24 protein-coding genes are annotated in these 25,874 nt (G+C 62.2%); 11 read left to right on the top strand and 13 right to left on the bottom strand.

Annotated elements, in window-relative coordinates:
- Position 1 precedes the first annotated feature (1 nt).
- Together AC097P_RS20400 and AC097P_RS20395 are read left to right on the top strand one after the other, a co-directional pair.
- The gene (locus tag AC097P_RS20400; protein ID WP_479612270.1) at positions 2–643 is read left to right on the top strand and encodes an OmpA family protein; all 642 of its coding nucleotides are present in this window, start codon (positions 2–4) and stop codon (positions 641–643) included.
- The gene (locus AC097P_RS20395; RefSeq protein ID WP_479612269.1) at positions 640–1,308 is read left to right on the top strand and encodes a DUF2894 domain-containing protein; all 669 of its coding nucleotides are present in this window, start codon (positions 640–642) and stop codon (positions 1,306–1,308) included. Before AC097P_RS20400 ends, AC097P_RS20395 begins: the two co-directional genes overlap by 4 nt.
- 12 nt (positions 1,309–1,320) lie before the next feature.
- On the opposite strand, the gene AC097P_RS20390 is transcribed toward AC097P_RS20395, so the two are convergent.
- On the bottom strand, positions 1,321–2,091 hold the full coding sequence (locus AC097P_RS20390; protein WP_479612268.1) for a hypothetical protein: 771 nt from the start codon (positions 2,089–2,091) through the stop codon (positions 1,321–1,323).
- 284 nt (positions 2,092–2,375) lie between these two features.
- On the opposite strand from AC097P_RS20390, the gene AC097P_RS20385 reads away from it, so the two are divergent.
- Positions 2,376–2,882, top strand: coding sequence for a DUF1993 domain-containing protein (locus AC097P_RS20385; protein WP_479612267.1), 507 nt, complete (start codon positions 2,376–2,378; stop codon positions 2,880–2,882).
- 58 nt (positions 2,883–2,940) lie between these two features.
- On the opposite strand, the gene AC097P_RS20380 is transcribed toward AC097P_RS20385, so the two are convergent.
- From AC097P_RS20380 to AC097P_RS20345, 8 genes are all read right to left on the bottom strand, one after another.
- Positions 2,941–4,188, bottom strand: a complete 1,248-nt coding sequence (locus tag AC097P_RS20380; RefSeq protein ID WP_479612266.1) for a serine hydrolase domain-containing protein — start codon at positions 4,186–4,188, stop codon at positions 2,941–2,943.
- 2 nt (positions 4,189–4,190) lie between these two features.
- Positions 4,191–5,147, bottom strand: coding sequence for a Gfo/Idh/MocA family oxidoreductase (locus tag AC097P_RS20375; RefSeq protein WP_479612265.1), 957 nt, complete (start codon positions 5,145–5,147; stop codon positions 4,191–4,193).
- Positions 5,148–5,155: 8 nt separating this feature from the next.
- Positions 5,156–6,064, bottom strand: coding sequence for a class III extradiol dioxygenase subunit beta (locus AC097P_RS20370; RefSeq protein ID WP_479612264.1), 909 nt, complete (start codon positions 6,062–6,064; stop codon positions 5,156–5,158).
- Positions 6,065–6,068: 4 nt separating this feature from the next.
- A complete protein-coding gene (gene ligA, locus AC097P_RS20365) occupies positions 6,069–6,512 on the bottom strand; it encodes a protocatechuate 4,5-dioxygenase subunit alpha (protein WP_479612263.1) in 444 nt (147 codons plus the stop codon).
- Positions 6,513–6,518: 6 nt separating this feature from the next.
- Positions 6,519–7,424, bottom strand: coding sequence for an amidohydrolase family protein (locus tag AC097P_RS20360; protein WP_479612262.1), 906 nt, complete (start codon positions 7,422–7,424; stop codon positions 6,519–6,521).
- Between the two features lie 192 nt (positions 7,425–7,616).
- Positions 7,617–8,300, bottom strand: a complete 684-nt coding sequence (ligK, locus tag AC097P_RS20355) for a 4-carboxy-4-hydroxy-2-oxoadipate aldolase/oxaloacetate decarboxylase (RefSeq protein ID WP_479612261.1) — start codon at positions 8,298–8,300, stop codon at positions 7,617–7,619.
- Positions 8,301–8,380: 80 nt separating this feature from the next.
- Complete coding sequence (locus AC097P_RS20350; RefSeq protein ID WP_479612260.1) at positions 8,381–9,409, bottom strand: amidohydrolase family protein; 1,029 nt, start codon at positions 9,407–9,409, stop codon at positions 8,381–8,383.
- Positions 9,410–9,470: 61 nt separating this feature from the next.
- Positions 9,471–10,193 (bottom strand): substrate-binding domain-containing protein, encoded by a 723-nt coding sequence (locus tag AC097P_RS20345; RefSeq protein WP_479612259.1) that lies wholly within the window; start codon positions 10,191–10,193, stop codon positions 9,471–9,473.
- Positions 10,194–10,297: 104 nt separating this feature from the next.
- Here AC097P_RS20345 and AC097P_RS20340 point away from each other — a divergent pair, with 104 nt between their 5' ends.
- From AC097P_RS20340 to AC097P_RS20330, 3 genes are all read left to right on the top strand, one after another.
- Positions 10,298–11,215 carry a LysR substrate-binding domain-containing protein gene (locus tag AC097P_RS20340; protein ID WP_479612258.1) on the top strand — a complete coding sequence of 306 codons (918 nt, stop codon included), beginning with the start codon at positions 10,298–10,300 and terminating at the stop codon, positions 11,213–11,215.
- 122 nt (positions 11,216–11,337) lie between these two features.
- Positions 11,338–11,544 carry a CsbD family protein gene (locus tag AC097P_RS20335; RefSeq protein WP_479612257.1) on the top strand — a complete coding sequence of 69 codons (207 nt, stop codon included), beginning with the start codon at positions 11,338–11,340 and terminating at the stop codon, positions 11,542–11,544.
- Positions 11,545–11,557: 13 nt separating this feature from the next.
- Positions 11,558–12,703 carry an AI-2E family transporter gene (locus AC097P_RS20330; protein ID WP_479612256.1) on the top strand — a complete coding sequence of 382 codons (1,146 nt, stop codon included), beginning with the start codon at positions 11,558–11,560 and terminating at the stop codon, positions 12,701–12,703.
- Between the two features lie 4 nt (positions 12,704–12,707).
- Here AC097P_RS20330 and AC097P_RS20325 read toward each other — a convergent pair whose 3' ends face one another.
- Positions 12,708–12,863, bottom strand: coding sequence for a DUF3096 domain-containing protein (locus tag AC097P_RS20325; RefSeq protein ID WP_479612255.1), 156 nt, complete (start codon positions 12,861–12,863; stop codon positions 12,708–12,710).
- A 259-nt stretch (positions 12,864–13,122) separates the two neighbouring features.
- Here AC097P_RS20325 and AC097P_RS20320 point away from each other — a divergent pair, with 259 nt between their 5' ends.
- Positions 13,123–13,281: a DUF3309 family protein gene (locus AC097P_RS20320; RefSeq protein WP_479612254.1), complete on the top strand. Its 159-nt coding sequence runs from the start codon at positions 13,123–13,125 to the stop codon at positions 13,279–13,281.
- A 109-nt stretch (positions 13,282–13,390) separates the two neighbouring features.
- Here the strand turns inward: AC097P_RS20320 and AC097P_RS20315 are convergent, their stop codons facing one another.
- The 3 genes from AC097P_RS20315 to AC097P_RS20305 are packed head-to-tail and all read right to left on the bottom strand — an operon-like array spanning position 13,391 to position 15,513.
- On the bottom strand, positions 13,391–13,675 hold the full coding sequence (locus tag AC097P_RS20315; protein WP_479612253.1) for a hypothetical protein: 285 nt from the start codon (positions 13,673–13,675) through the stop codon (positions 13,391–13,393).
- 39 nt (positions 13,676–13,714) lie between these two features.
- Positions 13,715–14,329, bottom strand: a complete 615-nt coding sequence (locus AC097P_RS20310) for a hypothetical protein (protein WP_479612252.1) — start codon at positions 14,327–14,329, stop codon at positions 13,715–13,717.
- 32 nt (positions 14,330–14,361) lie between these two features.
- Positions 14,362–15,513, bottom strand: coding sequence for an OmpA family protein (locus AC097P_RS20305; protein WP_479612251.1), 1,152 nt, complete (start codon positions 15,511–15,513; stop codon positions 14,362–14,364).
- A 245-nt stretch (positions 15,514–15,758) separates the two neighbouring features.
- Here AC097P_RS20305 and AC097P_RS20300 point away from each other — a divergent pair, with 245 nt between their 5' ends.
- From AC097P_RS20300 to AC097P_RS20285, 4 genes are read left to right on the top strand one after another with little or no spacing between them, the layout of a single operon-like run.
- Positions 15,759–16,148 carry a DUF4398 domain-containing protein gene (locus AC097P_RS20300; RefSeq protein ID WP_479612250.1) on the top strand — a complete coding sequence of 130 codons (390 nt, stop codon included), beginning with the start codon at positions 15,759–15,761 and terminating at the stop codon, positions 16,146–16,148.
- A gap of 22 nt (positions 16,149–16,170) precedes the next feature.
- Positions 16,171–17,103: an OmpA family protein gene (locus AC097P_RS20295; protein ID WP_479612249.1), complete on the top strand. Its 933-nt coding sequence runs from the start codon at positions 16,171–16,173 to the stop codon at positions 17,101–17,103.
- Positions 17,104–17,129: 26 nt separating this feature from the next.
- Positions 17,130–17,372 carry a hypothetical protein gene (locus tag AC097P_RS20290; RefSeq protein ID WP_479612248.1) on the top strand — a complete coding sequence of 81 codons (243 nt, stop codon included), beginning with the start codon at positions 17,130–17,132 and terminating at the stop codon, positions 17,370–17,372.
- A 4-nt stretch (positions 17,373–17,376) separates the two neighbouring features.
- The gene (locus tag AC097P_RS20285) at positions 17,377–25,815 is read left to right on the top strand and encodes a glycoside hydrolase family 94 protein (RefSeq protein ID WP_479612247.1); all 8,439 of its coding nucleotides are present in this window, start codon (positions 17,377–17,379) and stop codon (positions 25,813–25,815) included.
- Positions 25,816–25,874: the final 59 nt, after the last annotated feature.

Below are 25,874 nucleotides of genomic sequence, written 5' to 3'. Positions count from 1 at the left end.
CATGGAGGATATCGACGCAGGCATGGAACAGACGGCGCCGGTCTGGGCCGTCTTTGGCGACCTGATGTCTGGCCTGCTGGGCGCCTTTGTGCTGCTGCTGGTCGGCGTGCTGGTCGTGCATTTGCAACTGGTCAACCATCTGGAAGACGAGGTCAAGAAACGCCAGGCCGAAGAACAGCGGCGCATGACGCTGGAGCAGGCGCTGGCTGTTCCGTTGTCTACTGGACGCATCACGCTGACCAATGGGCGCATCGGCATCAGTGGTCGCGTGCTGTTCGCGATGAATTCGGACCAGCTGCAGCCCGAGGGCCTGGAGTTGCTCAGCAGCCTGGTGGTGCCCCTGAAGTCCTATTTGGCATCGCGTGATGAGCTGCTGATGGTCAGCGGCTTTACCGACAACAAATCCATACGCGGCGGCAACAGCCAGTTCGAGGACAACTGGGAGCTGTCGGCCCAACGGGCTTTGACCGTAACCCGAACACTGATTGCGGAAGGCATGCCGTCCAGCATGGTATTTGCGGCGGCTTTTGGTGCCGAGCAGCCCTTGGTGCCCAATGTCGACGAGAAATCGCGGGCGCAAAACCGGCGTGTGGAAATGGCGCCCGTGCCCAAGGCCATCAGCGCCAAGGCGCCGGCCCCATGACAGAGGCCACGCAGGCCGACGCGGTGCAGTTGGATGCGACACAGGCGCTGTTGGCAGCCTTGCGCGCAGAGGGCGCGCAGCAGTTTGACCCGGTGCGCTTCCATTACATCGAAGCGCTGGCGAACCGCGCCGTGGCCCACCAGGGTGGCGTGCGCCAGGTGCTGGATGCCAAGCTGCTGGCCGCGGCTGCGGCTCTGCGCCAGCGACGGGAACAGCAACAGTCGCTCATAGAGACACCGGCTCATTCCACTGCTGCAACAGAAGCCAATGGTCGCCCCGAAACGCTTGCCGATCTGGTGCGCCTGATGGCCCAGCATGCGCCGCAAAAAATGGAAGCGAGTCCGCACGACGGGCCTGCGGCACCGGCGCGCACGGAGCTGAAATCCGTCACCTATTTCCGCAACACCTGGTCTAGGCTCAGCGCGGAGAAACAGGTCGCGCAGGCATTGGAGCAGGCACCCAAGAATGCGGGTCCCATCAACTCGCATGTGGTGGCGCTGCGGTCGCTCGCGCTGATGCGCGACACGTCTCCGGACTACCTCAACCGCTTCCTGTCGTATGTCGACACACTGCTGTGTCTGGACCCGGCCGAGCGGCCTGTGGTGCCTGCCGCTGCCAAAGCGCTGCGGGTTGTCAGCAAGGCCAAACCCAAGCCCAAGCGCTGAAGACCGGACAGCTTATTCGCCGTCCAGGTAATCGAATACGACCCGGGTGTCGTCCGGCCAGCTGCGGTCGCCCAACGGCAGCACATAGGTGCGGTCCAGCAGCACTTCGCAATCACAGTAGGGCAAGTTGTCCCGCAAGTTCGGGTCTCCGCTGGCCTGTGCGTAGAGTTTGTCCAGCGTCCATTGGCGTGCGCGTGGCCCATCGGCGAGGATGACGCTGCGCAAGGGCTTGTCGGCAAAGAACAGGTACAGCGGCTCCAGCCTGTCGCAATACGACGGCGTGTCAAACAGGGCGCCGGCGAGCTTGCCCAGCAGCGAGGTGTTGTTCGAGATCAGGCCCGCTTCCATACCCACCTTGCACTCCAGCCGCAGGTCCCCCAGCCGCCGCATGTTCGGCGGCAGGCCCGGCGTGCGGATATCCGTGCGCCAGGTCATCGTCAGCTTTCTGCGGTTGGGCACAACCTGTGCGTCTTCTTGCAGGGCGAGTTTGTCGCGCGGCAGCGTAAACGTGTGGTCGGCAGCGATGGGCACGGCAAAGTCCACGGTGTCGCCCACGACGGCCAGCGTGGTGCTGTCCATGTCGGTGCCGGGCTTGCGGGGCAGCAGTTTGAAACGCAGCGTGGCCTCGGGGGACATGCCGTGCAGCTGTTCAAACAAGTCCATGCCCTTGAGCATCTTGCGGTAGGACTTCTCGACCGGGTTGGCGTTGGCCTTGGCTGACACGGTGACCGCTGGCATCTGCGCTGTAGGTGGCGCGGGCTGCGCCCCAGCTTGTGCGCACACGGACACAAAAATTCCAACACCAAGCAAGCTGGCGCGCCAGCCAGCGGGTGGGCCATGCCGGTGCTGGATTCGTTGCAAAGACAGTGCCATTGTTTTCGCATATTAGCTTTCTGCACAAGAGCGACTGTGCGAAGGCACACCGAACCGGCAACCCCCCAGATGGACGGGGCACGGGGGCTGGCCGGGGCATTGGCGGCCCGGCTGCAGCGCGGCGCCATACCAGTTACCATGGCCCGCCGCCACCGCTCGGTATTGAGCGCGGCAACCATTTTGAGGACTCTCCCATGACCATTTCCATGTACCAGGCCAGCGTGCCGCGTTTCGTCAACATCCTGGGCAATCTGTCCAACATCCTGGACAAGGCCCAGGCCCATGTGGACGCCAAGAAACTGAGCGACGCCAGCCTGACCGCCTTCCGCCTGTTCCCCGACATGCTGCCGATGACCACCCAGGTGCAGATCGCCTGCGACGCCGCCAAGGGGGTCGTGGCCCGCCTGTCCGGCGTTGATGCACCGGTGTTTGAAGACAATGAGAAGACGATTGCCGAACTGAAAGAACGTGTGGCCAAGACCATTGCCTTCATCCAGACCGTGCCGGCCGAAAAGATCGACGGTACCGAAGACAAGGATATCGTCGTCAAGCGTGGTGAGAAGGAAACCCATTACAAGGGCATGCAGTTTTTGCTGGGCCACGCCATCCCGAACTTCTACTTCCACATCACCACCACGTATAGCATCCTGCGCCACAACGGCGTGGAAATCGGCAAGCGCGATTTCCTCGGCAACCCGTAAGAAGCCTGAAGCGCTCGATGGCCGGCTGCCCGCTACCGGGCGCCTCCACCGGCCTCAGCTACCAGTCGCCATAGTGCGCGACGATCCCGCGGAACAGCGCGCTGCGCTCGGCTCCCAGGTGGTGGCCACTGGCGTCGCCGGACGCATCCTTGCCGGCCGCGGTGTGCACCACCACCAGTTTCAATTCCGGGTCCACAAAAATCGCCTGGCCGTACACGCCCTGCAGCGCAAAGCGGCGGTGGCTTCCGGGCAGCAACCATGTCTGGAAACCATAGCCCGCATAGGCGCTGCCCTTGTGCTGCATCTGCCCCGGGCGAAAGGCGGGCGGTTGGCGCGCTGCGTCTGTCATGTCCAGTAAGTGTTCGCGCGGCAACACCGCTCGCCCATTGACCAGACCGTCATTCGCCAGCATCCAACCCAGGCGGGCGTAGTCGCGCACCGTGGCGCTGAAGCCGCCCTGGGCCAGCTCTTGTTGGTCTGCAGCATTTAGCTGCCAGGTCGCCGCGGCTTCGGCCCCCAGTGGTTGCCAGATTTTCTCGGTCACGTAGTCGCAGAGCGTCTTGCCGGTCGCGCCGCGCAGCACCAGGCCCAGCACCTGGGTTTGGGCGCCGGCGTAGTTGAAGCGTGCGCCCTCAGCGTCCTCCCGCTCGGTGACGCCGCGTGCCGCCTGCACGACGCCCTCCCGCCGCACCGTGGCGTTGAAGCGTGCGCGATCATCCTGTGGCGTGTAGTCCTCCACATAGCGGGCACCGGATGCCATGCGCAGCAGGTTGACGATGCGGGTCTCGCCATACAGGCTGCCCTTGAGCTCGGGCGCATAGACGGCTGCGCGGTCGTCAAAAGAACGGATCAGCCCTTCCTCCAGCGCCTTGCTCAGCGCCAGTGCCGTGATGGTCTTGGCCATGGAATTGGACAGCATGCGCATGCTGGACGTACGCGCGTAGTTGTAGCGCTCCGCCACGATTTCGCCATCCTTCAGAACCAGCACCGCGGTCGCGCGCTGGTGCTGCATGTAGTCATCCAGCGTCAGCGTCTGGCCACCGAGGCGGTAGCGAAAGAGCGTCTGCGTTTCAGCAGTCGGCAAGGCCAGTGGTGTAGGTGAGGGCGGCAGCGTGCAGTGCGGCGTCAGGCTGTCCATGGCGCTGAACGAGCCCACGCGGTAGCGCTCCTGGGAAGACTGCGCAAAGGTGGGTGCCGCCGGGTAGCCATGGGCCTTTCCCAAGACCGCCTCATCGGGCGCAGCATGGCCGGCCGCCGTGGCCCACAGTGCCGCCGCCAGCAGCGATTGGCGTGTGCGCGGCAGCATGCTCAATCCTGCAACTGCTGCTCCAGGTCGTGCAGCACCTGGTAACACGCCAGCACCTGGGCCACGCTGCTATTGGGTTCACGGCCTTCGCGGATGGCAGCGAAGAATTCGCGGTCTTGCAGTTCGATGCCGTTCATCGACACTGCGACCTGGCTCACGTCGATCTTCTCGTCCTTGCCGTTGAATAAATCGTCATAGCGCGCGATGTAGGTGGCGCTGTCGCCGATGTAGCGGAAGAAGGTGCCCAGTGGGCCGTCGTTGTTGAAGCTCAAGCTCAATGTGCAGATGGCACCGTTGGCCGCCTTCAGCTGTATGCCCATGTCCATCGCAATGCCCAACGTGGGGTGCATCGGCCCCTGGATCGCGTTGGCCTTGACGATGGGGCTGCCACACTGGTATGCGAACAGGTCCACGGTGTGCGCAGCGTGGTGCCACAGCAGGTGGTCGGTCCAGCTGCGCGGCTGGCCCAACGCGTTCATGTTGCTGCGGCGGAAGAAATAGGTCTGCACATCCATCTGCTGGATGTTGAATTCTCTAGCCCTGATCTGGTTGTGCACATACTGGTGGCTGGGGTTGAAGCGGCGCGTATGGCCGCACATGGCAACCAGGCCGCGGGTCTGGGCCGTGGCCACCACATCCTGCGCGCCGATCAGCGAATCCGCCAGCGGGATCTCTACCTGCACATGCTTGCCAGCCCGCAGGCAGGCTTGTGTTTGTGCGGCATGCATTTGCGTTGGCGTGCACAGGATGACGGCGTCCACCTCTTGCAGCGCCAGGCTGTCGGCCAGGTCGGTCGTCACGTGGGGAATGCCGTACTTGGCTGCCACTTCTTTGGTCTTGTCCAGCTCGCGGCTGACCAGCGACACGACCTCTACGCCGTCTATGTTTTTGATGCCGTCCAGGTGCTTGATGCCGAAGGCGCCGGCACCCGCCAGCGCGACTTTGATGGTTTTGGTCATAGTTGTTCTTATGTGTTTTCGAGGATCAGATGGCCGACCGCCGTGTTGGAGGCAGGCACATGGTAAAAACGGTGCCTAGCCCTCACGGGGTGCGCGTAAGCAGCTATCGATTTTGTAGCGTCATTTGGAGCCGCGGCGTCGGCCACGTCGTCCATCGCACCACGCGCCACCAGCCACATCACCAGTTCAATGCCCTCGCTGCCGGCCTCGCGCACGTAGTCGATGTGCGGGATGACAGCGGCGGCTGCCGGGTCGTTAATCAACTTGTCCAGGAAAGCGTTGTCGAACACTTTGTTGATAAGCCCGGCACGCGGCCCTTGCAGCTGGTGGCTCATGCCCCCGGTGCCCCAGATCTGCACGTTCAGATCCCCATCGAAGCTGGCCACCGCCTTGCGGATCGCCTTGCCCAGATTGAAGCAGCGCTGGCCGGACGGCACGGGGTACTGCACCACGTTGACCGCGAACGGAACCACCGGGCAGGGCCAGCGGAAGTCCGACGCGGGTGGCTGGCCAAACATCAGCGACAGCGGCACGGTCAGGCCGTGGTCCACGTCCATCTTGTTGACGATGGTCAGGTCAAAGTCCTGCTGGATGACCGACTGTGCGATGTGCGCCGCCAGCTCCGGGTGCCCTTGCACGACAGGCACGAGGCGTGGGCCCCAGCCTTCGTCGGCGGGCGCATAGGACGCTGCACAGCCAATCGCAAAGGTGGGAATCATGTCCAGGCTGAAGGCCGTGGCGTGGTCGTTGTAAACCAGCAGGATGACATCGGGCGGGTTGTCCTTGATCCACTGCTTGGAAAACTCGTAGCCCTGGAACACCGGCTGCCAATATGGCTCGGCGGTCTTGCCCAGGTCCAGCGCCGCGCCAATGGCGGGCACGTGGGAGGTGTAGACGGATGCGGTGATTTTTGCCATTTTCTCAGAAGCTTTTCTTGTCGCCCGCGGTGCCCTGGGGCTGGCGGTGGGCCTGTGCACTGCCGTCTTCACCGATGACGCGGTTGCCCTCCACCGAGCGGCCACCAGCGACCATCATCGCGCGGTACTCGTCTTCGGTCATGCCGGTCATGCTGCCGGCCATCTGCTGAAAGCTCTTGCCATCGGTGGCCCCAATCTTTGCCAGAAAATAGATATTGCCGCCGGCCGCAATGCAGCGGTTCAGGTCCCGCGCCAGCACGGCCTGCTTTTGCTCCTCGGTCATGTCCCACGCATCCAGGTAGGCACGCTCATCGCTCTTGAAGCGCTCGCGGTTGGCGGCCTGCATCAATGACATGCAGAACTGGTTCAGGTGGTAGCCCTTGCGCGCTTGGTCGGTGTCGAAGATCGTCGTGCCGGGCACGTCCAGGTAGGGTTTGTCGAGAGACATGGTCAGCTAGCTCCAATACAGTCGCGTCGGGTTGTCCACCAGCAGCTTGCGTTGCAACTCAGCGGTAGTGGCGATCTGGTGAATGTAGTCCACGAGCAAGCCATCGTCCGGCATGTGGTCCTTCAAATTGGGGTGCGGCCAGTCGGTGCCCCACAACACGCGGTCGGGAAAGTGCTCGACCAGGTATTTGGCAAACGGCACCACATCGGCATACGCATGCTGCTCGCCATTTAGCGCAGGCGGTCCGCTGATGCTCAAGCGCTCCGGGCAGCTCACCTTGCTCCAGATGTTGGCGTGCTCGTGCATCATTTTCACAAACAGCGCGAACTCCGGGCCATCCACCTCTTTGCTGACATTCGGCCGGCCCATGTGGTCGACGACCACCGTCGTCGGCAGCGCGGTGAAGAAGTCATACAGCTCCGGCAGATCCTGCGCTTCAAAGTACACGACCACATGCCAGCCCAGCGGCGCAATGCGGTTGGCAATCTCCAGCAACACATCCCGCGGCGTGAAATCGGCCAGGCGTTTGACGAAATTGAAACGCGTGCCCCGCACCCCGGCCGCATGCATGGCCTGTAGCTCGGCGTCCGTCACGTCCCGCTTGACGGTAGCCACGCCACGCGCCCGGTTGTCGGACGCCAGCAGCGCATCAACCAGCGCCCGGTTGTCCGACCCATGGCAGGTGGCCTGCACGATGACGTTCTTGTCGAACCCGAGGTGGTCACGCAGCGCAAACAACTGGTCCTTGGACGCATCACACGGTGTGTACCTGCGCTCTGGTGCGTACGGGAACTGGTCGCCTGGCCCGAACACATGGCAGTGCGCGTCCACGCTGCCGGCCGGGAGTTTGAAGCGCGGTTTGCTGGGGCCGGCATACCAGTCCAGCCAGCCAGGAGTCTTGGTGAATTCCATAGGCCTCTCAAAAAATTGCTATGAATTAAATAGCTGCTTACGCGCTATACACGGGGGCTGGAGCCTTATTTGCCCAATGACCAAGTGCTGCAAGCCTGGGTGGCTGGGCGTTCTGCGCAGGTAAAGGAGGAGCCCGCGAAGCGGGCGGGGGACACGGAGCAGAACGCCCGGCCACCCAGGCGCTTCACAAAGTTAGTCCACATACCGCAACCCAGCCTTCTCAAGCCCCTCCCGCATCTTGTAGTAATCGAGCCCCAAAACCCCAGAAGCAAAGATAGCCCGCTTGTCACCCTCATTGGCCTCGCGCGCCTCAGCCGCATCCGCCACCTTCTGCGCCATCGCAGCCGGCACCACCACCACACCATCAATATCTGCAACGACAACATCCCCCGGATCCACCTGCGCACCCGCACACACGATGGGAATATTGACCGACCCCAAGGTCGCCTTGATCGTCCCCTTGGCATGGATGGCCTTGCTGAACACCGGAAAGTTCATCTCCGTCAGGTCCTTCACATCCCGCACCCCGCCATCAATGACCAGGCCCACGGCACCACGCGCCTTGAATGACGTCGCCAGCAGATCGCCAAAGAAACCATCCTCGTTGTCGGTCGTGCAGGCGGCCACCACCACGTCACCCGGCTGGATCTGCTCGGCCGCCACATGCATCATCCAGTTGTCGCCGGGCTGCAGCAGCACGGTGACTGCAGTGCCGCACATCTTGGCCTCGGTGTAGATGGGGCGCATGTAGGGCTTCATCAGGCCAACGCGGCCCATGGCTTCGTGGATCGTGGCGACCCCAAAGCGGGAGAGTTTGGCTACCGCGGACTTGTCGGCGCGGGGGATGTTGCGGTGGACTATGCCTAGCTGGGTCATGGTGTTTCTCCGTAAGTAGCACGGAATAATTGGGGTCAGGTCTGTTTCGCTGCGCTCTCGAACCCGACCCCAAATATTCCTTATTGGCTTTTGGTCTTCAGCAACGCATCCAGGCGTGGGAACACGCGCCTTGCGTTGCCTTCGTAGATCTGGTGGCGGTCGGCGTCGCTCAGGATCTTCGATGCCTCGATGTAGCGCTTGGTGTCGTCGTAATAGTGGCCCGTCTCGGGATCAATGCCGCGCACGGCGCCGATCATCTCACTGGCGAACAACACGTTCTTTACCGGAATGACCGTGTTCAACAAATCAATGCCCGGCTGGTGGTAGACGCAGGTGTCGAAAAAGATGTTGTTCAACAGATGGTCTTGCAGCAGCGGTTTTTTCAACTCCTGCGCCAGGCCGCGGAAGCGCCCCCAGTGGTAGGGCACGGCACCGCCACCGTGGGGAATCAGGAACTTCAGCGTCGGGAATTCCTTGAACAGATCACTCGTCAGGCACTGCATGAAGGCCGTCGTGTCTGCATTCAGGTAGTGCGCGCCGGTGGTATGAAAGCACGGGTTGCAGCTGGTGGATACGTGGATCATCGCGGGGATGTCGTACTCCACCATCTTCTCGTAGATCGGGAACCAGGCCCTGTCGGACAGCGGGGGAGACGTCCAGTGCCCGCCCGACGGATCGGGGTTCAGGTTGATGCCGACATTGCCGAATTCCTTGACGCACTTCTCCAGTTCGGGGATGCACGTCGCAGGGTCCACGCCCGGGCTCTGCGGCAACATCGCCACTGGCACAAAATGGTCGGGGAAGAGTTGGCTGACGCGGTAGCACAACTCGTTGCAAATTGCGGCCCAGGTGCTGGACACATTGAAGTCACCAATGTGGTGGGCCATGAAGCTGGCGCGTGGGCTGAACAGTGTCACATCGCTGCCGCGCTCCTTCATCAGCCGTAACTGGTTGGTCTCAATCGACTCGCGCAACTCGTCGTCGCTGATCTTCAGGTCCGCCACCTTGGGGCGCACTGCAGCATCCTGGATACCGGCAATCTGTTGGTTACGCCAGTTCTCCAGCGCCTTGGGAGCAGTGGTGTAGTGGCCGTGGCAGTCGATGATCATTCTGCAATCCCCTATTGGTGTTTTAGGCCGCTAGCCCTCGTCCAGCCTGCGTAAGCCGCTATCAAATGCATATCAAGCATGGCACCATGCCCTGGCGGCGCTTGGGTGCTGCCGCGTCGCTGGAGGCCATGTAGTGCAGCAGCGCGCGGGCCTGGTCGACGCGTTGGCAGGTGCTCGCGATGGCGGCGGTGAAGGTCGTCGTGATCTGGATCGCCGCAGGCAGCGGGCCCGCGATGGCGATGCCCTCCATATGCAGCAGTTCGCTCAGTTGCTGAAAGCCCAGTGCCACCGCGCCCGATGCCACCAGGCTCCCCACCGGCACGCCGGGCGGTGCGGTGACGATGCGGTCCTTGATCTGCGCGGTGATCCCCCAACGCGCAAACAGCTTGGCTAGCGCCACACCACTGGGGCCTGTGGAGTAGCCCAGCGTGCCGGCCGCCAACACAGCCTGCCGCACGGCGTCTTCAGTAGAGATGGCGGGCGGTGGTGTGCCGGCCCGCACCGCCACAGACACGCCGGATTGCGCCACGTCGACGGCGCTATCTGCGCACAAGTAGCCGGATGCCATCAGCTTGGCAATGGCATCGGATGCCAGGACGACCACGTCGAAGGCTTCGCCAGCCTCTACCCGTTTGGCCGCGTCCACACCGCCCACCGATTCGATATGTACGACCTGGCCGCTGCGTGCAGTGTAGGCGGCGCACAGTTCACCGAGCAGCAGGCGCGTGGCCATTGACGAGATGCCGGTCAAGGGTGCCACAGGGGGATTCGCAGAGCTATGCATGGACGCCATTCTGTGCCCGCAATGGCATTTTGGTAAGCCCTGGGTCGGGACTAGCAGCTATCCCAAATCGGCATAATTCGTCGGCAGCTATCTCGCAAATCACTATGGATCTCAAACAACTTGAATATTTTGTGCGTGTGGCCGAGATGGGTAGTTTTACCCGCGCCGCGGTAGCGCTGGACGTAGCGCAGCCGGCGCTGAGCCGCCAAGTGCGCCTGCTGGAGGTAGAGTTGCGGCAAACGCTGTTGACGCGCAACGGCCGCGGTGCCGTGCCCACCGAAGCGGGCAATTTGCTACTGGCGCATGGCCGCGGCATCCTGCACCAAGTGGAGCGGGCCAAGGAGGAACTGGGCAGGGTGCGCGGCGCGCTGGCCGGACGCGTGGCTGTCGGTATGCCGCCCAGCCTGGCGCGGCTGCTGACCGTGCCGCTGACACGGGCCTTTCGCCAGCAGATGCCGGACGCCACCATTTCCATCAGCGAAGGCCTGTCGGTGGCCATGCAGGAGTCGCTGGTCAACGGTAGGCTGGACATAGCCATGCTGTACAACACCCAGGCCAGCCCGGATATCGAAACCAGCCCGTTGAAGGACGAGGATTTGTTCTTGGTTCAGTTGCGGCCGTCCGGCTTGCTGGAGGACCCAGCACCCGGCCCGGTAGCGCTGCGCGATGTTGCTCTGCTGCCGCTGGTGATTCCCAGCCGTCCGAATGCCATCCGCATGCAAGTCGAATCCGAGATGGCCAATATCGGATGCCGCCCGCAGATTGCGCTGGAGATTGACGGCGTGTCGGCCATCTTGGATCTCGTGGCCGATGGTGCGGGCAGCGCCGTGCTGCCGCGCCATGCGGTGGACAACTCCGTGCGACCGTTGGCCTACACCCTGCGGGCGATCCACGACCCGGTGTTGCGCACCCGGGTGTCGCTGGCCACCAGCTCGCTGCGCCCCACCACGCTGACCCAGCAGGCCACGCTGCAACTCATTCGCCAGACAGCCGAAATAGTGATGGGATCGGGCAAACCCTAGTGTTCGACGGACGGGTTGTGTGCGGTAGCCGACGGAGTGTTTTGATGGGCCTCACCTACGATCAGCCTATCTACTCAACAGTGTGTTGGTAGTCGAACTCCATCTCCCCACGAAAGCCCAGCATGAACGCAAACCAGATCAACGGCATCCTCAGGACCCTCGCCGGCCAGGTTCAAGAAACGCTGGGCGAAGTGATGGGAAACAAGCGCCAAGTGCTGCGCGGTTTGCAGCGCCAGGTTTTGGGCGCGGCCGAAAAGCGGTTAGGTGATACACAGGCGTCCGCCAGTCGTATGATGTCACACCGAAACGGGTTGCACCCTAAATCTTGAAGGAAGCCATCACTTGGACGATTTGAACGGCGCAACGGAGCCCGCCGAACCGGCGCACGTAATACTCCATGCGCCGATCGATGTGCGCAGCCTTTCCCTGGCGGTGCTAGCCACGCTCGCCAGCCTTTTTGCGTTGCGTTGGGCCAGCGCCGTGTTTATACCGGTCATGGTAGGCGTGTTGTTCAGCTATGCGCTGTCGCCTATCGTGGATTGGCTGGAGCGCCGCCGGATTCCCCGTGCGGCCAGCGCTGCACTGTTGATACTTGGTATTGTCGGTGGCGTGGGTGCATCCGCCTATTCTTTGGCGGACGAGGCCAACAAACTGGTGGACTTGGTGCCGGCGGCTACGCGCAAATTGCACGATACGATGCGGGCCCCGCTGGGCCGACCAGGCAATGCGCTGACAACCATGCAAAAAGCGGCGGCCCAGATTGAACAGGTGGCTGACGAAACTGCGACGGCCCCCTCACCCAATCGGGGTGTTCAGCGGGTGCAGATTGTGCGCCCCAAATTTGATATCAAGGACTATTTGTGGAGCGGAACCATGGGGTTGCTGGCCACGCTGGGGCAGATGGGCATGGTTGCGCTGATTACGTTCTTCCTGCTGGCGTCGGGTGACCAGTTTCGGCGCAAGCTGGTCAAACTCGCGGGCCCCACACTGAGCAAGCGAAAAGTTACTCTGGCTGCCCTGAATCAGATCCACGACCAGATCCAACGTTACTTGCTGGTGCAACTCTTTACTGCGGTCCTGGTGGGCGTTGCCACATGGTTGGCGTTTCTGGCGCTAGGCATGGAAAACGCCGCCGTTTGGGGTGTGGCGGCCGGCGTGCTGGATCTGATTCCTTACATTGGCAGCGTAACGATCGCCATCGGTTCTGCAATGGTGGGATTTTTACAATTCGGTTCGCTGGAAATGGCCATGCTGGTCAGTGGCACGTCTATGGTCATCCACGGGATAGAAGCTTTCCTGCTCACTCCTTGGCTCACGAGCCGCGCCAACAAGATGAACCCATTGGCCATCTTCATCGGCGTGCTGGCCTGGGGTTGGCTATGGGGAATCTGGGGCTTGCTGCTGGGAGTGCCGATACTGGTGGTCATCAAGGTCGTCTGCGACTCCATTGATGACCTCCAGCCGGTGGGCGAACTATTGGGGGACTGAACCTCTAGTTGAGGCGCAAGGCTCCGGCGCCTACGAGGCCCAAGATGCCAATGAGGATCAGATAGATCGCCACGATGAAATTCAACAGCCGTGGCATCAACAATATCAATATGCCGGCAAGCAACGAAATCAGGGGTGTAAGGCTAAGGTGCAGGTTCATGGGGCTTTCCATTTTTCAATAAAAACTGAGCACGAAGCGGCTCAGCTAAGCCTCATGCTACTCGCTCACATGCGTACCGTCTGTGTCCGGCCACACACAGCACTCTGAGTCTCCAGACACAGTCTGCTCCTACCCAACCCGAGTTGGGTGTCCTACCGAACAGATGAAAAAGCGCGCCCGATTTATTCTCGGCGTGTGGTGATCGGGTAACAGGCCCATCCCTAATTTTTCAACCATTTACAAATTTAAGGAGAACGATATGAGTTTAGGAACCATTTTGCTGATCGTGTTGATACTGTTGTTGGTAGGCGCTTTGCCATCTTGGTCGCACAGCAAGAGCTGGGGCTATGGACCCAGTGGCGGCCTTGGGCTTATCGTCCTGATCCTGATCATCCTGCTGGCGATGGGCCGGATATAGACCGTGTCGCAAAGGAAAAGGGGCAGTGCCATGATGGCACTGCCCCTTTTTTTTGGGCTTTGGAACCAGCGCACCCCGAAGGGCGCGCTGTGCAAGGTGATTAGGACGTTCAGTCCGAACGGCCGCCAACCACGCGGGCCAGAGCGACGATCGCGGCGCCGGTTGCAGCAGCAATCAACACCGACTTGACAGGCTCGTCGCGGATGTAATTGACGGTCCGCTCCGACACTTGATTGGCGCCGTCCCGGAATTGTTGACCAGCGACTTGCAGGGAATTGGAAACGCCGTCAAGGGCCTCGCCGGCCATGCGTTGGGTGGTTTCGATAGCGTGATCCGCGGTCTTGCCAGCGTTTTCCAGCATGCTGTTGGAGGTAGCGGTGTTGAGGTTAGACATGGTTGGTTCTCCTAGTGGGGGTTGAAATATCTTCAGTGTTTACTTGCCGAAGCGGGTTTTGGCCTGGGTCATGCAGTTGTCTTTGGCAGCACCTGCCAAGGCATCGCATTTCTCCTTTTCGACCTTGTACTGGGCATCGGTCTTGTCCGCTGCAGCATCGCTGCGCGCGTCGCTGACCTTTTCGCCGGCCTTGTTTGCAGCCTGCGTGATGGTTTTGTTGGCGTCCTTGGTCGCGTCCGTCGTCTTCATCTGGGCCTTTGCGTCTGCCTTGGCGGCAACTTCAGCAGCCTTGGCTTCCTTGATGCAGACATCCTTGGCGTTTCCGGTCTGCTCCTTGCACTTCTGGTGGGCGACGTCGTAGGCTGCCTCGGCCTTGGCATCGCTGGCCTTCTGCTGGTGTCTGGGCGTAGGGTCGTTGCGCGCGTCCAAGGCTGCCAACGCGGCTTTTAGATTGCCCTTGGCCTCCAGCTTGCAGACTTTCTTCGGATTGCCGGTGAGCGAATCGCATGGCTTCATCGCCGACTTGTAGTCTGCCTCGATCTTGGCCTTTGCGTCCTTGTGTTCCGCGCGGGTCATTGTGTCGGCGGCGTGTGCCATTGCGCCAAAGCTCAGGCCGATGGCAAGAATGGTGCAGTTAAGTGTGTGCTGTTTCATGAATACTCCTGGTGGTTAAACAATGGTTGGTCTTATCGCTCGCCGGTGACTTCTACGTCCACACGGCGATCAGGTTGCAAACAGGCGATAAGTTTTGGATTGGGTTTATTGCCCTTGCAGTCGCCTGGCTTGGTTTGCGGGTTACTTTCGCCACGACCGGTCGCAGTGATCTTGCGGGGGTCAACGCCGCCGTTCGCAATCAGGTATGCCTTGACCGCATCTGCACGTTGTTGGGAGAGTTTCAGGTTGTAGGCGTCGGACCCTAGACGGTCTGTATTGCCTTCGACCGAGATCGTGCTGTAGCGCACTCCCTGCAAGTCGCGGCTAAACGTATCCAGCGCTGCCCGACCTTCCGTTCCCAGCTGGGCTTTGTCGAACGCGAACAGCGAATCCGCAGAAAACTGCACCCTGCGGGGAGCCGGGGCGGGAGCCGGAGCCGGAGGGGGTGGAGGCGTCACCACGGGAGCCGGTGGGGGAAGGGGTGCAGGCGCAACATAGACTGGCGCGGCTGCGACTTGTTGCGGTGCCTTGCGTCCGAACGGGAAGACCAGGGACACCGAGTAGTGATTGACATCGCCATTGTTTGCGATACCGTCTCGCACGCGGTAGCGTTCGGCTTCACCGCGCACCAGCACAGACGGGCTGATCTCGTACTGCAAGCCAAGACCCACCTTCATGTTGTTCACACGCGTGCTGTTGTCGTTGATTGCCGAGGCCGGAAATCCGGGTCCACTGAAGCCATCGCGGGTTAGCGCATGCTGCACACCCACGCGCGCCAGCGCAGACCATTTGGGGCTCAACGGCATGGTGCCCACCAGATCCAAGTTGACACCTTCGATCTCGGATTGGCCGTTTAACGTACCACCCGGGACCGACGTGTTGTAGGTGAACTTGCCCAAGTTGAAGTAGCCGGCTTCCAGTGCAAAGTTCTTGTTGAACTGGTAGCCGCCAAACAGCTTGTAAGCAGCACTCTGGCGTTCGTTGGAGAAAGAGCTCGGGCTGTTGGAAGACCGCAGCAAGCTATCGGTCGTGTACCGATCCTCAATCTGCGATTGGGATTGGCCTAGTCCAAGGCCCCAGTAGTAATACTTGTTGTTGTAGTCTTGCTGGGCGAGTGCAGAACCGGCGAGAACTGAGCCCAGTCCTGCAATGCCAAGCAAATAGAGCGGCTTTAGTTTTTTCATGCATTTCCTTTGTTGGTGTTTGAATAAGTACATGCGTACAACCTGCATGTTCACGGGCAGGCGACCTGCGGTCCGTGCGCCAAATCACATAGGCGTTTGCTCGGACCCAACTGTTGCGCTAAATCCACCGTTGGCTGGTTCGCCTGCGTGCGCCAGGGCACAGACTTATTGTTGAGTTGCACGTACAACCGGGTTATCAGGCGCTCATACGCGACTGAATAATCCATTTACGAAGAAGGCTAAATATGAAACTGTCTAAACCCAAACCATGGTTCATCGCCAGCGCGTGCATGGTCGGCGCTCTCGCCCTTGGTGCTTGCAGTAGCAGTCTGAAGACCCCCGCCACGGCGGACGTAGCGGTGTCGCAGTCTGCAGTAGAGAACGCCAACAGTGCGGATGCGAATGCGTTCGCACCCGAAGAGATGCAGGCCGCTCGCAGCAAGCTTGCCGCAGCCAAGCAGGCCCTCGCGGCAAAAGACTACAAGTCCGCATCCGATCTTGCCACTCAGGCACAAGCCGATGCGAAGCTGGCGCAGGCCAAAGCCGGTTCGGCCAAAGCCCAAGCCGTCTCCGCCACGCTGCAAGAAGACATCCGTGTTTTGCGTAGCGAGCTTGACCGCGCCAACACCCAGTAATTTTTAAAAATAAGTGGACACCATGAAAACAATACGTATCTCTGCCATGCTGATCACCGCCGCGCTGGTGCTCGGCGCCTGCGCCAGCGGCCCCAAGACGACTACTCTGCTTGAGCAGGTCCGCTCGGACTACGCGCAGGCCCAAAACAATCCTAAAGTAGCTACTTACGCAGCGCTGGAGATGCAGTCCGCATCCGAGGCCTTGGCCAAGGCCGAAAAAGCGGCCCGCGAACGCGAGAGCCTGGAAACAGTCGACAAACTGGCCTACCTGGCGCGACAGAAAGTCGCCCTGGCCACCGAGGTCGCCAGCCGTAAATCTGCCGAGGCGGACATCGCTGGTGCAGGTGCCGTCCGCGACCAGGTTCGCCTGGATCAGCGCACCCAAGAGGCCAACCAGGCCCGTATGAAGGCTGAAGATGCTGAGCGTGCCGCACAGGCCGCGCGAGCAGCTGCTGCTGCAGCCACGATGCAGAAGAATGCCGCCCAAGCTGGCGAAGCAGATGCCCAACGCTTGGCTGCCGAGGCGATGGCCCGGAACCAACAGCTTGAAGCACAGATGGCTGAGTTGTCAGCCAAGAAGACCGAGCGGGGGTTGATCATTACGCTGGGCGACGTACTGTTCTCCGTGGACCAAGCCAAGTTGAACGCGGATGGCTTGCGCATGGTGCAGCGTCTTGCAACCGTGCTCCAACAGAACCCCAAGCGTGTGGTGTTGGTCGAAGGCTTTACCGACAGCACCGGCACTGCGCAGCACAACCAAGAGTTGTCTGAGCGCCGTGCGATGGCCGTGCGCGACGCGTTGGCAGATCTTGGCGTGCAACGAGCGCAGGTTACGGTGCGTGGCTATGGCCAGTCGTACCCGGTAGCCCCTAACGACACTGCCATGAACCGCCAGCTGAACCGCCGTGTTGAGATCGTCCTCTCCGACGAGCGCGGCACCATTTCGCCCCGCTGATTTCACCAACTAATAGAGGAGTTCCCATGAAAGCCGATCACCCCGTTGTCCATTTCTGGAGCACAGCCTCGTTTGGCGGTGACGCGGACACGACGCCCGTGGAGTTAACGTCGCTGGGGGACCATCTGGGTGTCTGCAAAGACGCCCATGGACGGCTGTTTACGCTGCGTTGCATAGCAGAGAGCATGGGGAGCTTTGTTGCTGACCGGTTGGTTACCACGCTGATCGGAATCACGCTGCTGGTGTTTGTGGTAGCTATGTCACTGTAGGCCCATGGTTCAATCCGCCCTGGCAGATTTGCTACCGGGCGCTTCCCCCGCGCTGTGCGAGATCCTTGATCCCTCGCGCGGTGCGGTACAGCCGCCTATTCGGTCCGAGATTTTCGGTGCACAACGCTTTGAGCAGCACGGGCAGAGCCTGGGCGCAGTGCACAGGGCCGAGCCGGTATCTTTTTTCGCGGCCACTTTCTTTCCGCGGCTCAAGGACAACATGCGCGTGCTGCGCGAGGCACACCGTTACATCGGGGTGCATGCCAGTACCGGGTATGACATCAGTCCCGCAGCCGAATGGCTGCTGGATAACTTCCATACCGTAGAAGCGCAGCTCAAGGAGATCCACGAAGGCTTGCCGCGGAGCTATTTTCGCAGCCTCCCCATCTTGCAGGACGAACCCTTGGCCGGGTTGCCGCGCATCTATGGTGTTGCTTGGGCGTTTGTCGCCCACACGGATGGCGCGTTTGACGAGGCGCTGCTGGCGCATTTCCTGAAGGCTTACCAGCAGGTTCGCGAACTCAAACTAAGCGAGGTCTGGGCGCTGCCGACGACACTGCGCGTGGTCCTCATCGAAAATTTGCGACGGTTGGCTGAGCGCGTGGCCGCCAACAAGGCGGCCCGCGAGGTGGCCAACTTGTGCTTTGACCGCATTGATGAATACGATGCGGACGCATTGGACGGATTGTTGACCCTGCTGAGTGCGCGCGGAGTCGACCGTATGTTTCTGGCGCAGATGGCGCAGCGTCTGCAAGACCGTCGTACTGCCGGTGATGACAATGGCCAGACCATGGTCCAGGCCTGGCTGCGCGCGGCGCTGCCCGATCCAGCCGCGGTTCAAATCCGGCACAGCGCGGACCAGGCACAGGACAACCTGAGTGTCAGCAATGCGGTTATGTCCTTGCGCGCCATTGGCGATGCGGACTGGTCAGGCATCATCGCCAGAACCAGCGCACTGATGCAATTGATGTCGGGCTCGCCGGTGTTTTGTGCTGAAGACGATGCCACCCGTGACCAGAGCCTGCACGCCATAGAGCGCCTGGCGCGGCGCAGTGGGCTCAGCGAGGTATCGGTGGCGCAGGCTCTATTGCATCTGATGCGATCCACCGACACGCCGGACGGTGCCACTGCGGTTGCCCACTACTGGTTGCGTGGCGCAGGGCGGCTTGCGCTGATGCAGGCCATAGGTTTGCCTGACGCACCCGGGCAGTGGTGGCGAAGCTGTGTCCGACACTTGGCATTGCCGGGCTACCTGTTGGTTCTGTTTGGGGCCTTGTCCCTGCTGATGTGGGTCTTGTTGCGCCACGGCATGGGTATCGTCGACTTCGACGACCAGCCGTGGCTGGCGGTGGTCTGCGCGCTGGCCATGCTGATCCCTGCGTCGGAGGCAGTGGTCGCGACGGTCAACCGCCTGATCAGCGAATCGGCCCGCCCGCAGCACCTGCCACGGCTGGCCTTGCTGGAGGGTATTCCTGCGGAACACAGGGTGCTGGTTGCTATTCCCGGCATGCTGACTGCGCCAGCGGCCATTGACGAACTGGCGCACCAGCTGGAACTGCACTACTTGGCCAATCCTGAGCGCGAGGCGCAGTTTGCGCTGTTGACCGATTGGGCCGACGCCGATACCGAGCAACTCCCAACCGACAACGCCTGGCTGGCTTTGGCAGAGCAACGGATCGAAGCGCTCAATCTGCGCCACCCCCGGCCTGACGGCGATGTCCACACTGCCCCCCGTTTCATCCTCTTGCACCGCAAGCGAGTGTTTAGCCACAGTGAACAGCGGTGGATAGGTTGGGAGCGCAAGCGCGGCAAATTGGAGCAATTGGTCAGCGCGCTGGCCACCGATACCAGCGAAGGGTTTGTGGAGCTGGGCGTGGTGTCGCGCATGGCGCGTGGTACCCGGTATATCGTGACGCTGGACAGCGACACCCACCTGCCTCCGGGGCGCTTGCGCGAGCTGGTCAGCGTGGCCGCGCACCCACACAACCAGCCGCAGCTGGACGCCAGTGGGCGCCGCGTTGTAAGCGGCTATGGGATTTTCCAGCCCCGCATCGTAACGCCACTACCCGCTGCCGAGCAGGTTACGCCCTACCATTGGCTGTTTGCCGGCCAGTGCGGTATTGATCCCTACAGCGTGGCCAGTTCAGAGGTCTACCAGGACCTGTTTGGCGAAGGCACATTCACCGGCAAGGGTTTGTTGCATGTGCAAACGCTGCATGCGGTGTTGGCCAAACGCCTGCCCGAGGAGCAGGTGCTGAGCCATGACCTGCTGGAAGGGTCGATCGCGTGCTGTGCGGCCGTGACCGATTTAACGGTCATTGAGGATGCCCCCTTCCACGCCGATGTCGCCGCTGCCCGCGTGCACCGCTGGACCCGCGGTGACTGGCAGCTGTTGCCCATTCTGGTGACGGCCCTGCTGCGCCCCCAGCGGTACGGCATACGGGTCGTCAATCTATGGAAGATGCTGGATAACCTTCGCCGCTCACTGGTGGCGCCGCTGTCGCTCGTGCTGCTGGTGGGTGCGTTGGCGGGCACTGCCGTGTCGCCATGGGTGGCGCTTGCCGTGGTATTTCTCGCGTTTACGGCCGGGCCGCTGCTGGGGGCGCTGGCCGGGTTTTCTCTACGCCAGACTGATCTGGCCAGGCGGCGCTTTTTTGTCGGTGCTGCCGTTGACCTAGGCCGAGCCCTCTTGGCCGGTGTCTGGCATGTGGCCCAACTGTTGCAACAATCGCTGCTGGCGCTGGACGCGATCGGGCGCGCGCTGTACCGAAGCTTCGTCAGTCGGCGCCACCTGTTGCAGTGGACCACGGCGGCGGCTGCACAAGCGCAGGCCAGGACGCAACTGGCTGCCATCATCGGCCTGCATTGGCGCGTGTGCGCGGCTGCGGTGGCCTTGCTGGCGCTGCTGCTCTTGGTCGGCACACCATACCCGGCATTCAGCGTGGTGTTGTGCCTGGTGTGGGCGGGCTCGCCGCTGTGGACTTGGTGGGCCAGCCGCCCAGGGTCACCCCAAACCGATGCACCGATGTCCGCACAGGATGCTGCCTACCTGAATGGTGTGGCCCGCGATACCTGGCGCCTGTTTGAGCGCTGCGTGGGAGCGCAAGACAACCATTTGCCGCCCGACAACCTGCAGCTCACCCCCCACGATATCGTCGCGCAACGCACGTCTCCGACCAATATCGGTTTGTACCTGTTGAGCGTTGCCTGTGCCAGGCAGTTTGGCTGGATCGGAACGCACGAGATGGTGGCCCGCCTTGAAGCAACGCTGGCCACGGCGTTGAAGCTGGAGCGCCACCGCGGCCACTTCTTGAACTGGTACGACACCAGCAACTGCGCAGCCTTGCTGCCAAAGTACGTGTCCACGGTGGACAGCGGCAACCTCTGCGGACACTTGTTGGCTGTGTCGCAGGCTTGCCTGGAACTGGCGAAAGCGCCGCTGGACGGTACTGCCCAGCAGAGCGCCATTGCGGCCTCTCGAGCCCGCATGGCGCCATTGTTGGCGCTGCGTTCCCAATTGCCGCCCCGCATGCGCGAAGAGTTGCGGTGGATGCTGGCAGACCATCGCGCCACGCTGCGATCGGCCGCGCTGGACAAGCCCCTGGACCCCGTCAACACCGCCCAACGTTTGCGCACGCTGGCGCAGTCCCTGGCAGATTTGGCGTGGCAGGCAGACTTCACCTTCTTGTACCACCCCAAGCGTCGGTTGTTCCACATCGGCTACCGGGTCGCAGAGCACCAGCGAGACTCTGCGTTTTACGACTTGCTGGCGTCTGAATCCCGCCTGACCAGCCTGCTGGCCATTGCCAAGGGGGACGTGCCGGTGCGCCACTGGGCATCGCTGGGGCGTCCATTTTTTGCAGTGGGTGGCCGGGTAGGGTTGCGGTCCTGGACCGGCTCCATGTTCGAGTACCTGATGCCCAGCCTGGTGATGGCCGAGCCCCAAGGCAGCGTATTGCAAGCCGCATGCGAAACTGCATTGTGTGAGCAGATGCTGTTCACGCGCGCGCAGGGCTTGCCCTGGGGGGTGTCGGAGTCGGCATACGCTGCCAGTGACCATACGCTGGCCTACCAGTATGCGCCACAAGGTGTACCGCGCCTGGCCTTGCGACGCACGCCGGCCGACGAACTGGTTATCGCGCCGTATGCCACTGCCCTGGTGGCCTTGATTGCACCGCGTGCCGCCACCCGAAACTTGCGCCTTTTGGAAAGTCTGGGCGCACGCAGTCGCTATGGCTTCATAGACGCTTTGGATTACAGCCCGGCGCGCCGCGTGGATGGCAAGTCTTTCACTGCCGTAGAGACCGTCATGGCCCACCACCAGGGCATGAGCATTGTTGCCCTGGCCAATGCGTTGCTGCAAAAGCCCGCGCAGCGCTGGGGCATGGCCAATCCGTCGATGGAAGCGGTGGTGTCCCTGCTGCACGAACCGGTGCCGCGCGCGGTGTCGCTGCTGTACGGACCCCCACCAGCCTTGCGGCCGCTGGGGCAGCAACGTCGCCGTGTTCCGAGCCTGCTGCGTGCAGTGTCCCCAGGCGAGGCCGCGGTGGAGCCCACCCACCTGCTGTCCAACGGGCGCTACAGTGTTGCGCTGCGTGCCAACGGGGCCGGCTGGAGCCGCTGGGGGCAGACCGGTGTCACCCGCCAGCGTGACGACGCCCTGCGCGATGACCGTGGCAGCTTCTTTTACCTGCGTTGGGCCCCAGAGCGCAAGCCGGTATCGCTGACACAGCATCCGTCGCCCGATGCCCGGGCGACCTATCGCAGCACCTTCCACGCAGACCGCGTGTGCTTCGATACGGAATGGCCGGGCGTCCACGCCCAAACCACAGTGTGGGTCAGCCCGGAGGATGACATCGAATTCCGCATGGTCGAATTGCGCAATGACAGCGATCAGCCGTTGGACACTGAGCTCATCTCGGCGTTCGAGCCCACGCTGGCTGACCGGATGGCCGATGAGGCCCACCCGGCCTTTACCAGCCTGTTTGTCCGCGCTGCATGGCTAGCCACGCACCAGGCCTTGCTATACGAGCGCAAGCCTCGCCTGCCGACGGAGCAGGGCCTGCACATGGCGCATTTTCTAACCACGTCCGATCCCCGCATACGGGGCTTATCCATACAAGCCGACAGGCAGCGCTGGCTGGGCCGCAACCACACTACGGCCCAGCCGTTGGCGGCGCTTGATGCGGCGCCCTCCGGTGGGGAGGAAGGCAGCGCGGTTCTGATGACCGGGCTGGACCCGGTCTGCGCACTGGCCGTACGGGTGCATATAGCGCCCCGGGGGCGTATCCAGTTGACATTTGCGACTGCTGTCTCGGACAACAGCGCCACGCTGCGCGCAGTGATTGACAAATACCGTTTGGGCAATAACGTCAAACGTGCGTCGTTGATGTCGGCAACGCTGATGGGTATTCGCCTTCGGGAACTGCGTATCAGCGCTGAAAATCTTGCTGCCATGCAGACCCTCACCACGGCGTTGGTCTTGACCCTGACCCGGCCGCTGCGCCGCACGGCGAGCGGCGGCAGCCCCAAGTTGGGTGTATGCGACCGCCGTCTGTTGTGGCGCTTTGGTGTCTCCGGCGACCGCCCCATTATTTTGGTATCGGCCGGGGTGTTGCAGGGCCTGGGCCTGCTGCGTGTCATGGCACAGGCGCTCAACTTGTGGGCCTGGGGCGGCATAGCCTGCGATCTGGTGGTCGTGAGCTCGGAGCCGGCCTCGTACGATATGACCCTGCAGCGCGAAGTGGCTGCATTGCGCGATCGCCACCTGTTTGACACCGGTCGCGCGGCTGTTGCCGGTTTTGTGTTCCTATCGGCCAACGAGTTGTCGGCAGACGAACTCAGCACGCTGAAGGCCCATGCGCGGGTGCGGCTCCATGCCGACGGGCGCCCGCTGGCGCACCATGTGCAGGAGTGGATGGACCTGCACAGTCAGGCTATGGATGAGCGGCGCGCGGTCTCTTTCGCCGAATTGCAGGCCAGAGCCCGTACCGGATTGACGCTCACCGCCCCCACGGGCGAGTTCATGCAGGAATCGGGGGAATTCCGATTTGCGGTGGGTGCAGGCGTGCGCCCGTTGAGGCCATGGATCAATGTGCTGTCCAACCCGCAGTTCGGTGCCCAGCTGTCTGAGGCCGGTAGTGGGTATACGTGGGCGGTGAACAGCCGTCTGAACCAGTTGACCGCGTGGTCCAACGATCCGGTGGCTGACCCGCCGTCGGAGTGGTTTCTGCTTCAGGACCTCAAGACCCTGCAGGTTTGGAGTGTTACGCCGAACGCCTGGGGCGCAGAAGGCTGCCAGTACGAGATTCGCCACGGCCAGGGCTACAGCGTGATCAGTCACCAGCGTGGTGGCCTGGACATCAGCGCACACTGGTGTGTAGACCCGCATACGGCGGTCAAGCAGGTGACACTGCGCGTCGTCAACCGCAACCCCAAGCCAGTGCGCCTGCGCGCCATTGCGATGGCCGAGTGGATGATGGGTGCCAACCGCGCCGACCGTGGCACGGTGCAGACCGATTTCTGTCACCAGCCCTTGACTGTCGGCCAGCTTTCGGTGTTGTTCTCCACGCAGCGTGAACGCTCTGCAGGGTTCGGAGATGGCACTGCGTTTCTGGCCCTGGCCGGTATCGATGAAGGCGAAGATGCGGACTGGACGTGTGACCGGCGCGAATGCTTCGATACCAGTGGCCATTTCGTACTACCCGAACAATTTGGACGGCGCAGCGGCATAGGGCTGGATCCCTGTGCCGCACTGGCTGCGCGTCTGGACGTGGGTGCAGGTGGCTCGGGCGAACGCATTTTTCTGCTCGGCTATGCGGCCGACCCCGATGCGGCGCTGGCGCTGGCAACCGCGGCCGCGGAAGTGCCCGGCCAAAGCCGGCTGCAAAGCGTGCTCGATACTTGGGACCGACTGCTGGGCGCCACGACGGTGCAAACGCCAGACCCGCTGTTCGATGCCATGGTGAACCGCTGGTTGCTGTACCAGACGGTCACTTGCCGACTGTGGGCCAAGGCAGGTTTCTACCAGGCGGGCGGAGCGACTGGTTTTCGCGACCAGTTGCAAGATGCGATGGCGCTGGCATGGGCTGCGCCCAAGATGCTGCGCGACCAGATCGTGCTGTGTGCGTCGCGGCAGTTCGAGCAGGGTGATGTGCAGCACTGGTGGCATGCGCCGTTGGGCGCCGGTGTGCGAACCCATTTCTCAGACGATTTGCTGTGGCTGGCCTATGCCTGCACGCGCTATGTACAGGTCACCGGAGATAAGACGGTGCTGGACCAGCAGGTGCCGTTTCTAGAAGGCGCAGCTATTCCTGCCGGCGCGGAGGACGCGTATTACACGCCTGGCGTTACCGCCCAATCGGCCTCTGTCTACGAGCATGCTGCGCGCGCCATCGACCACAGCCTGCGGGTCGGGGAGCACGGGTTGCCGCTGATGGGCAGTGGCGACTGGAACGATGGCATGAACCGCGTCGGTATCGAGGGCCGCGGCGAATCGGTCTGGCTGGCTTGGTTTTTGTGCCGCCTGACGTCTGACTTTGTGCCGCTGGCCCGAGAGCGTGGCGAAGACGCACGCGTGCAGGCATGGGAGTCGGCCGTGCGCGGTTGGCAGGCTGCGCTGCAAGGCCCTGCATGGGATGGTCGGTGGTTCAAGCGGGCGTTCTTCGACGATGGCCAGGCACTGGGTTCCAGCGCCAATGCCGAGGCCCGAATAGACCTGATCGCCCAATCGTGGGCCGTGCTGTCTCGGGCAGCCCCGTTGGACATGCAGAGCATGGCCATGACGGCCATGGACAGCCAACTGGTAGACCCTGAAACGGGGTTGATCAAGTTGCTGGATCCACCTTTCAGCCAGTCCGTGCCCAGCCCGGGCTACATTCAGGCCTATCCACCGGGGGTTCGCGAAAACGGCGGCCAGTACTCGCACGCTGGCGTGTGGGGGCTGATGGCCCAGGCCCTGCGCGCCAAGGACGTACAACACCCGGATGGCGGGGGTGACGCACCCTACCGCTATTTCACGTACCTGAGCCCGGCGCACCGGTCCAGCCATCCGTCCCGCGGCTTGGCGTATGGCGTTGAGCCCTACGCGATGGTCGGAGATGTGTACTCCCAGCCACCCTATGTCGGGCGTGGTGGTTGGAGTTGGTACACCGGGGCTGCAGCCTGGTTACACCGCGCGGCCATCGAGTCCATCTTCGGCCTGCAATTGGAGGCCCAGCAGTTGTCATTCCAGCCTTGCCTTCCCTCGCATTGGGATCGCGCAGAGATGCGCCTGGTTCGCGATGGGCGTTCGTTGCGCTTCGTGTTCCTGCGCGCCAACCTGGGAGATGCACTGGACGCAACGGCGGAGTTGGGAGCACATGCGCTACGGCCTGGCCAAGCCCTGCACTGGGCGGAACTGGCGGGCGATAGCTGCTTTGTCATCCCGCTTTTGGTGGGGTAACGCTTTAGTTTCCCGACTTGGGTTTGTTCGGTGCGGTAGCACACCGACGCATCGGCAGT

The sequence above is a fragment of the Rhodoferax sp. ZS1R8 genome (assembly GCF_056521325.1).
The sequence above is the reverse complement of the archived record's forward strand: the minus strand, read 5'-3'. Positions and strand labels throughout refer to the sequence as shown.

Bases quoted from the DNA above. Each gene is read 5' to 3' on its own strand.
- AC097P_RS20340 (WP_479612258.1), top strand. From the start codon at position 10,298: ATGGATCTCAAACAACTTGAATATTTTGTGCGTGTGGCCGAGATGGGT.
- AC097P_RS20305 (WP_479612251.1), bottom strand. From the start codon at position 15,513: ATGAAAAAACTAAAGCCGCTCTATTTGCTTGGCATTGCAGGACTGGGC.
- AC097P_RS20290 (WP_479612248.1), top strand. From the start codon at position 17,130: ATGAAAGCCGATCACCCCGTTGTCCATTTCTGGAGCACAGCCTCGTTT.
- ligK (WP_479612261.1), bottom strand. From the start codon at position 8,300: ATGACCCAGCTAGGCATAGTCCACCGCAACATCCCCCGCGCCGACAAG.
- AC097P_RS20400 (WP_479612270.1), top strand. From the start codon at position 2: ATGGAGGATATCGACGCAGGCATGGAACAGACGGCGCCGGTCTGGGCC.
- AC097P_RS20345 (WP_479612259.1), bottom strand. From the start codon at position 10,193: ATGCATAGCTCTGCGAATCCCCCTGTGGCACCCTTGACCGGCATCTCG.
- AC097P_RS20285 (WP_479612247.1), top strand. From the start codon at position 17,377: ATGGTTCAATCCGCCCTGGCAGATTTGCTACCGGGCGCTTCCCCCGCG.
- AC097P_RS20350 (WP_479612260.1), bottom strand. From the start codon at position 9,409: ATGATCATCGACTGCCACGGCCACTACACCACTGCTCCCAAGGCGCTG.
- AC097P_RS20295 (WP_479612249.1), top strand. From the start codon at position 16,171: ATGAAAACAATACGTATCTCTGCCATGCTGATCACCGCCGCGCTGGTG.
- AC097P_RS20385 (WP_479612267.1), top strand. From the start codon at position 2,376: ATGACCATTTCCATGTACCAGGCCAGCGTGCCGCGTTTCGTCAACATC.
- ligA (WP_479612263.1), bottom strand. From the start codon at position 6,512: ATGTCTCTCGACAAACCCTACCTGGACGTGCCCGGCACGACGATCTTC.
- AC097P_RS20335 (WP_479612257.1), top strand. From the start codon at position 11,338: ATGAACGCAAACCAGATCAACGGCATCCTCAGGACCCTCGCCGGCCAG.
- AC097P_RS20320 (WP_479612254.1), top strand. From the start codon at position 13,123: ATGAGTTTAGGAACCATTTTGCTGATCGTGTTGATACTGTTGTTGGTA.
- AC097P_RS20375 (WP_479612265.1), bottom strand. From the start codon at position 5,147: ATGACCAAAACCATCAAAGTCGCGCTGGCGGGTGCCGGCGCCTTCGGC.
- AC097P_RS20360 (WP_479612262.1), bottom strand. From the start codon at position 7,424: ATGGAATTCACCAAGACTCCTGGCTGGCTGGACTGGTATGCCGGCCCC.
- AC097P_RS20380 (WP_479612266.1), bottom strand. From the start codon at position 4,188: ATGCTGCCGCGCACACGCCAATCGCTGCTGGCGGCGGCACTGTGGGCC.
- AC097P_RS20395 (WP_479612269.1), top strand. From the start codon at position 640: ATGACAGAGGCCACGCAGGCCGACGCGGTGCAGTTGGATGCGACACAG.
- AC097P_RS20300 (WP_479612250.1), top strand. From the start codon at position 15,759: ATGAAACTGTCTAAACCCAAACCATGGTTCATCGCCAGCGCGTGCATG.
- AC097P_RS20325 (WP_479612255.1), bottom strand. From the start codon at position 12,863: ATGAACCTGCACCTTAGCCTTACACCCCTGATTTCGTTGCTTGCCGGC.
- AC097P_RS20310 (WP_479612252.1), bottom strand. From the start codon at position 14,329: ATGAAACAGCACACACTTAACTGCACCATTCTTGCCATCGGCCTGAGC.
- AC097P_RS20370 (WP_479612264.1), bottom strand. From the start codon at position 6,064: ATGGCAAAAATCACCGCATCCGTCTACACCTCCCACGTGCCCGCCATT.
- AC097P_RS20315 (WP_479612253.1), bottom strand. From the start codon at position 13,675: ATGTCTAACCTCAACACCGCTACCTCCAACAGCATGCTGGAAAACGCT.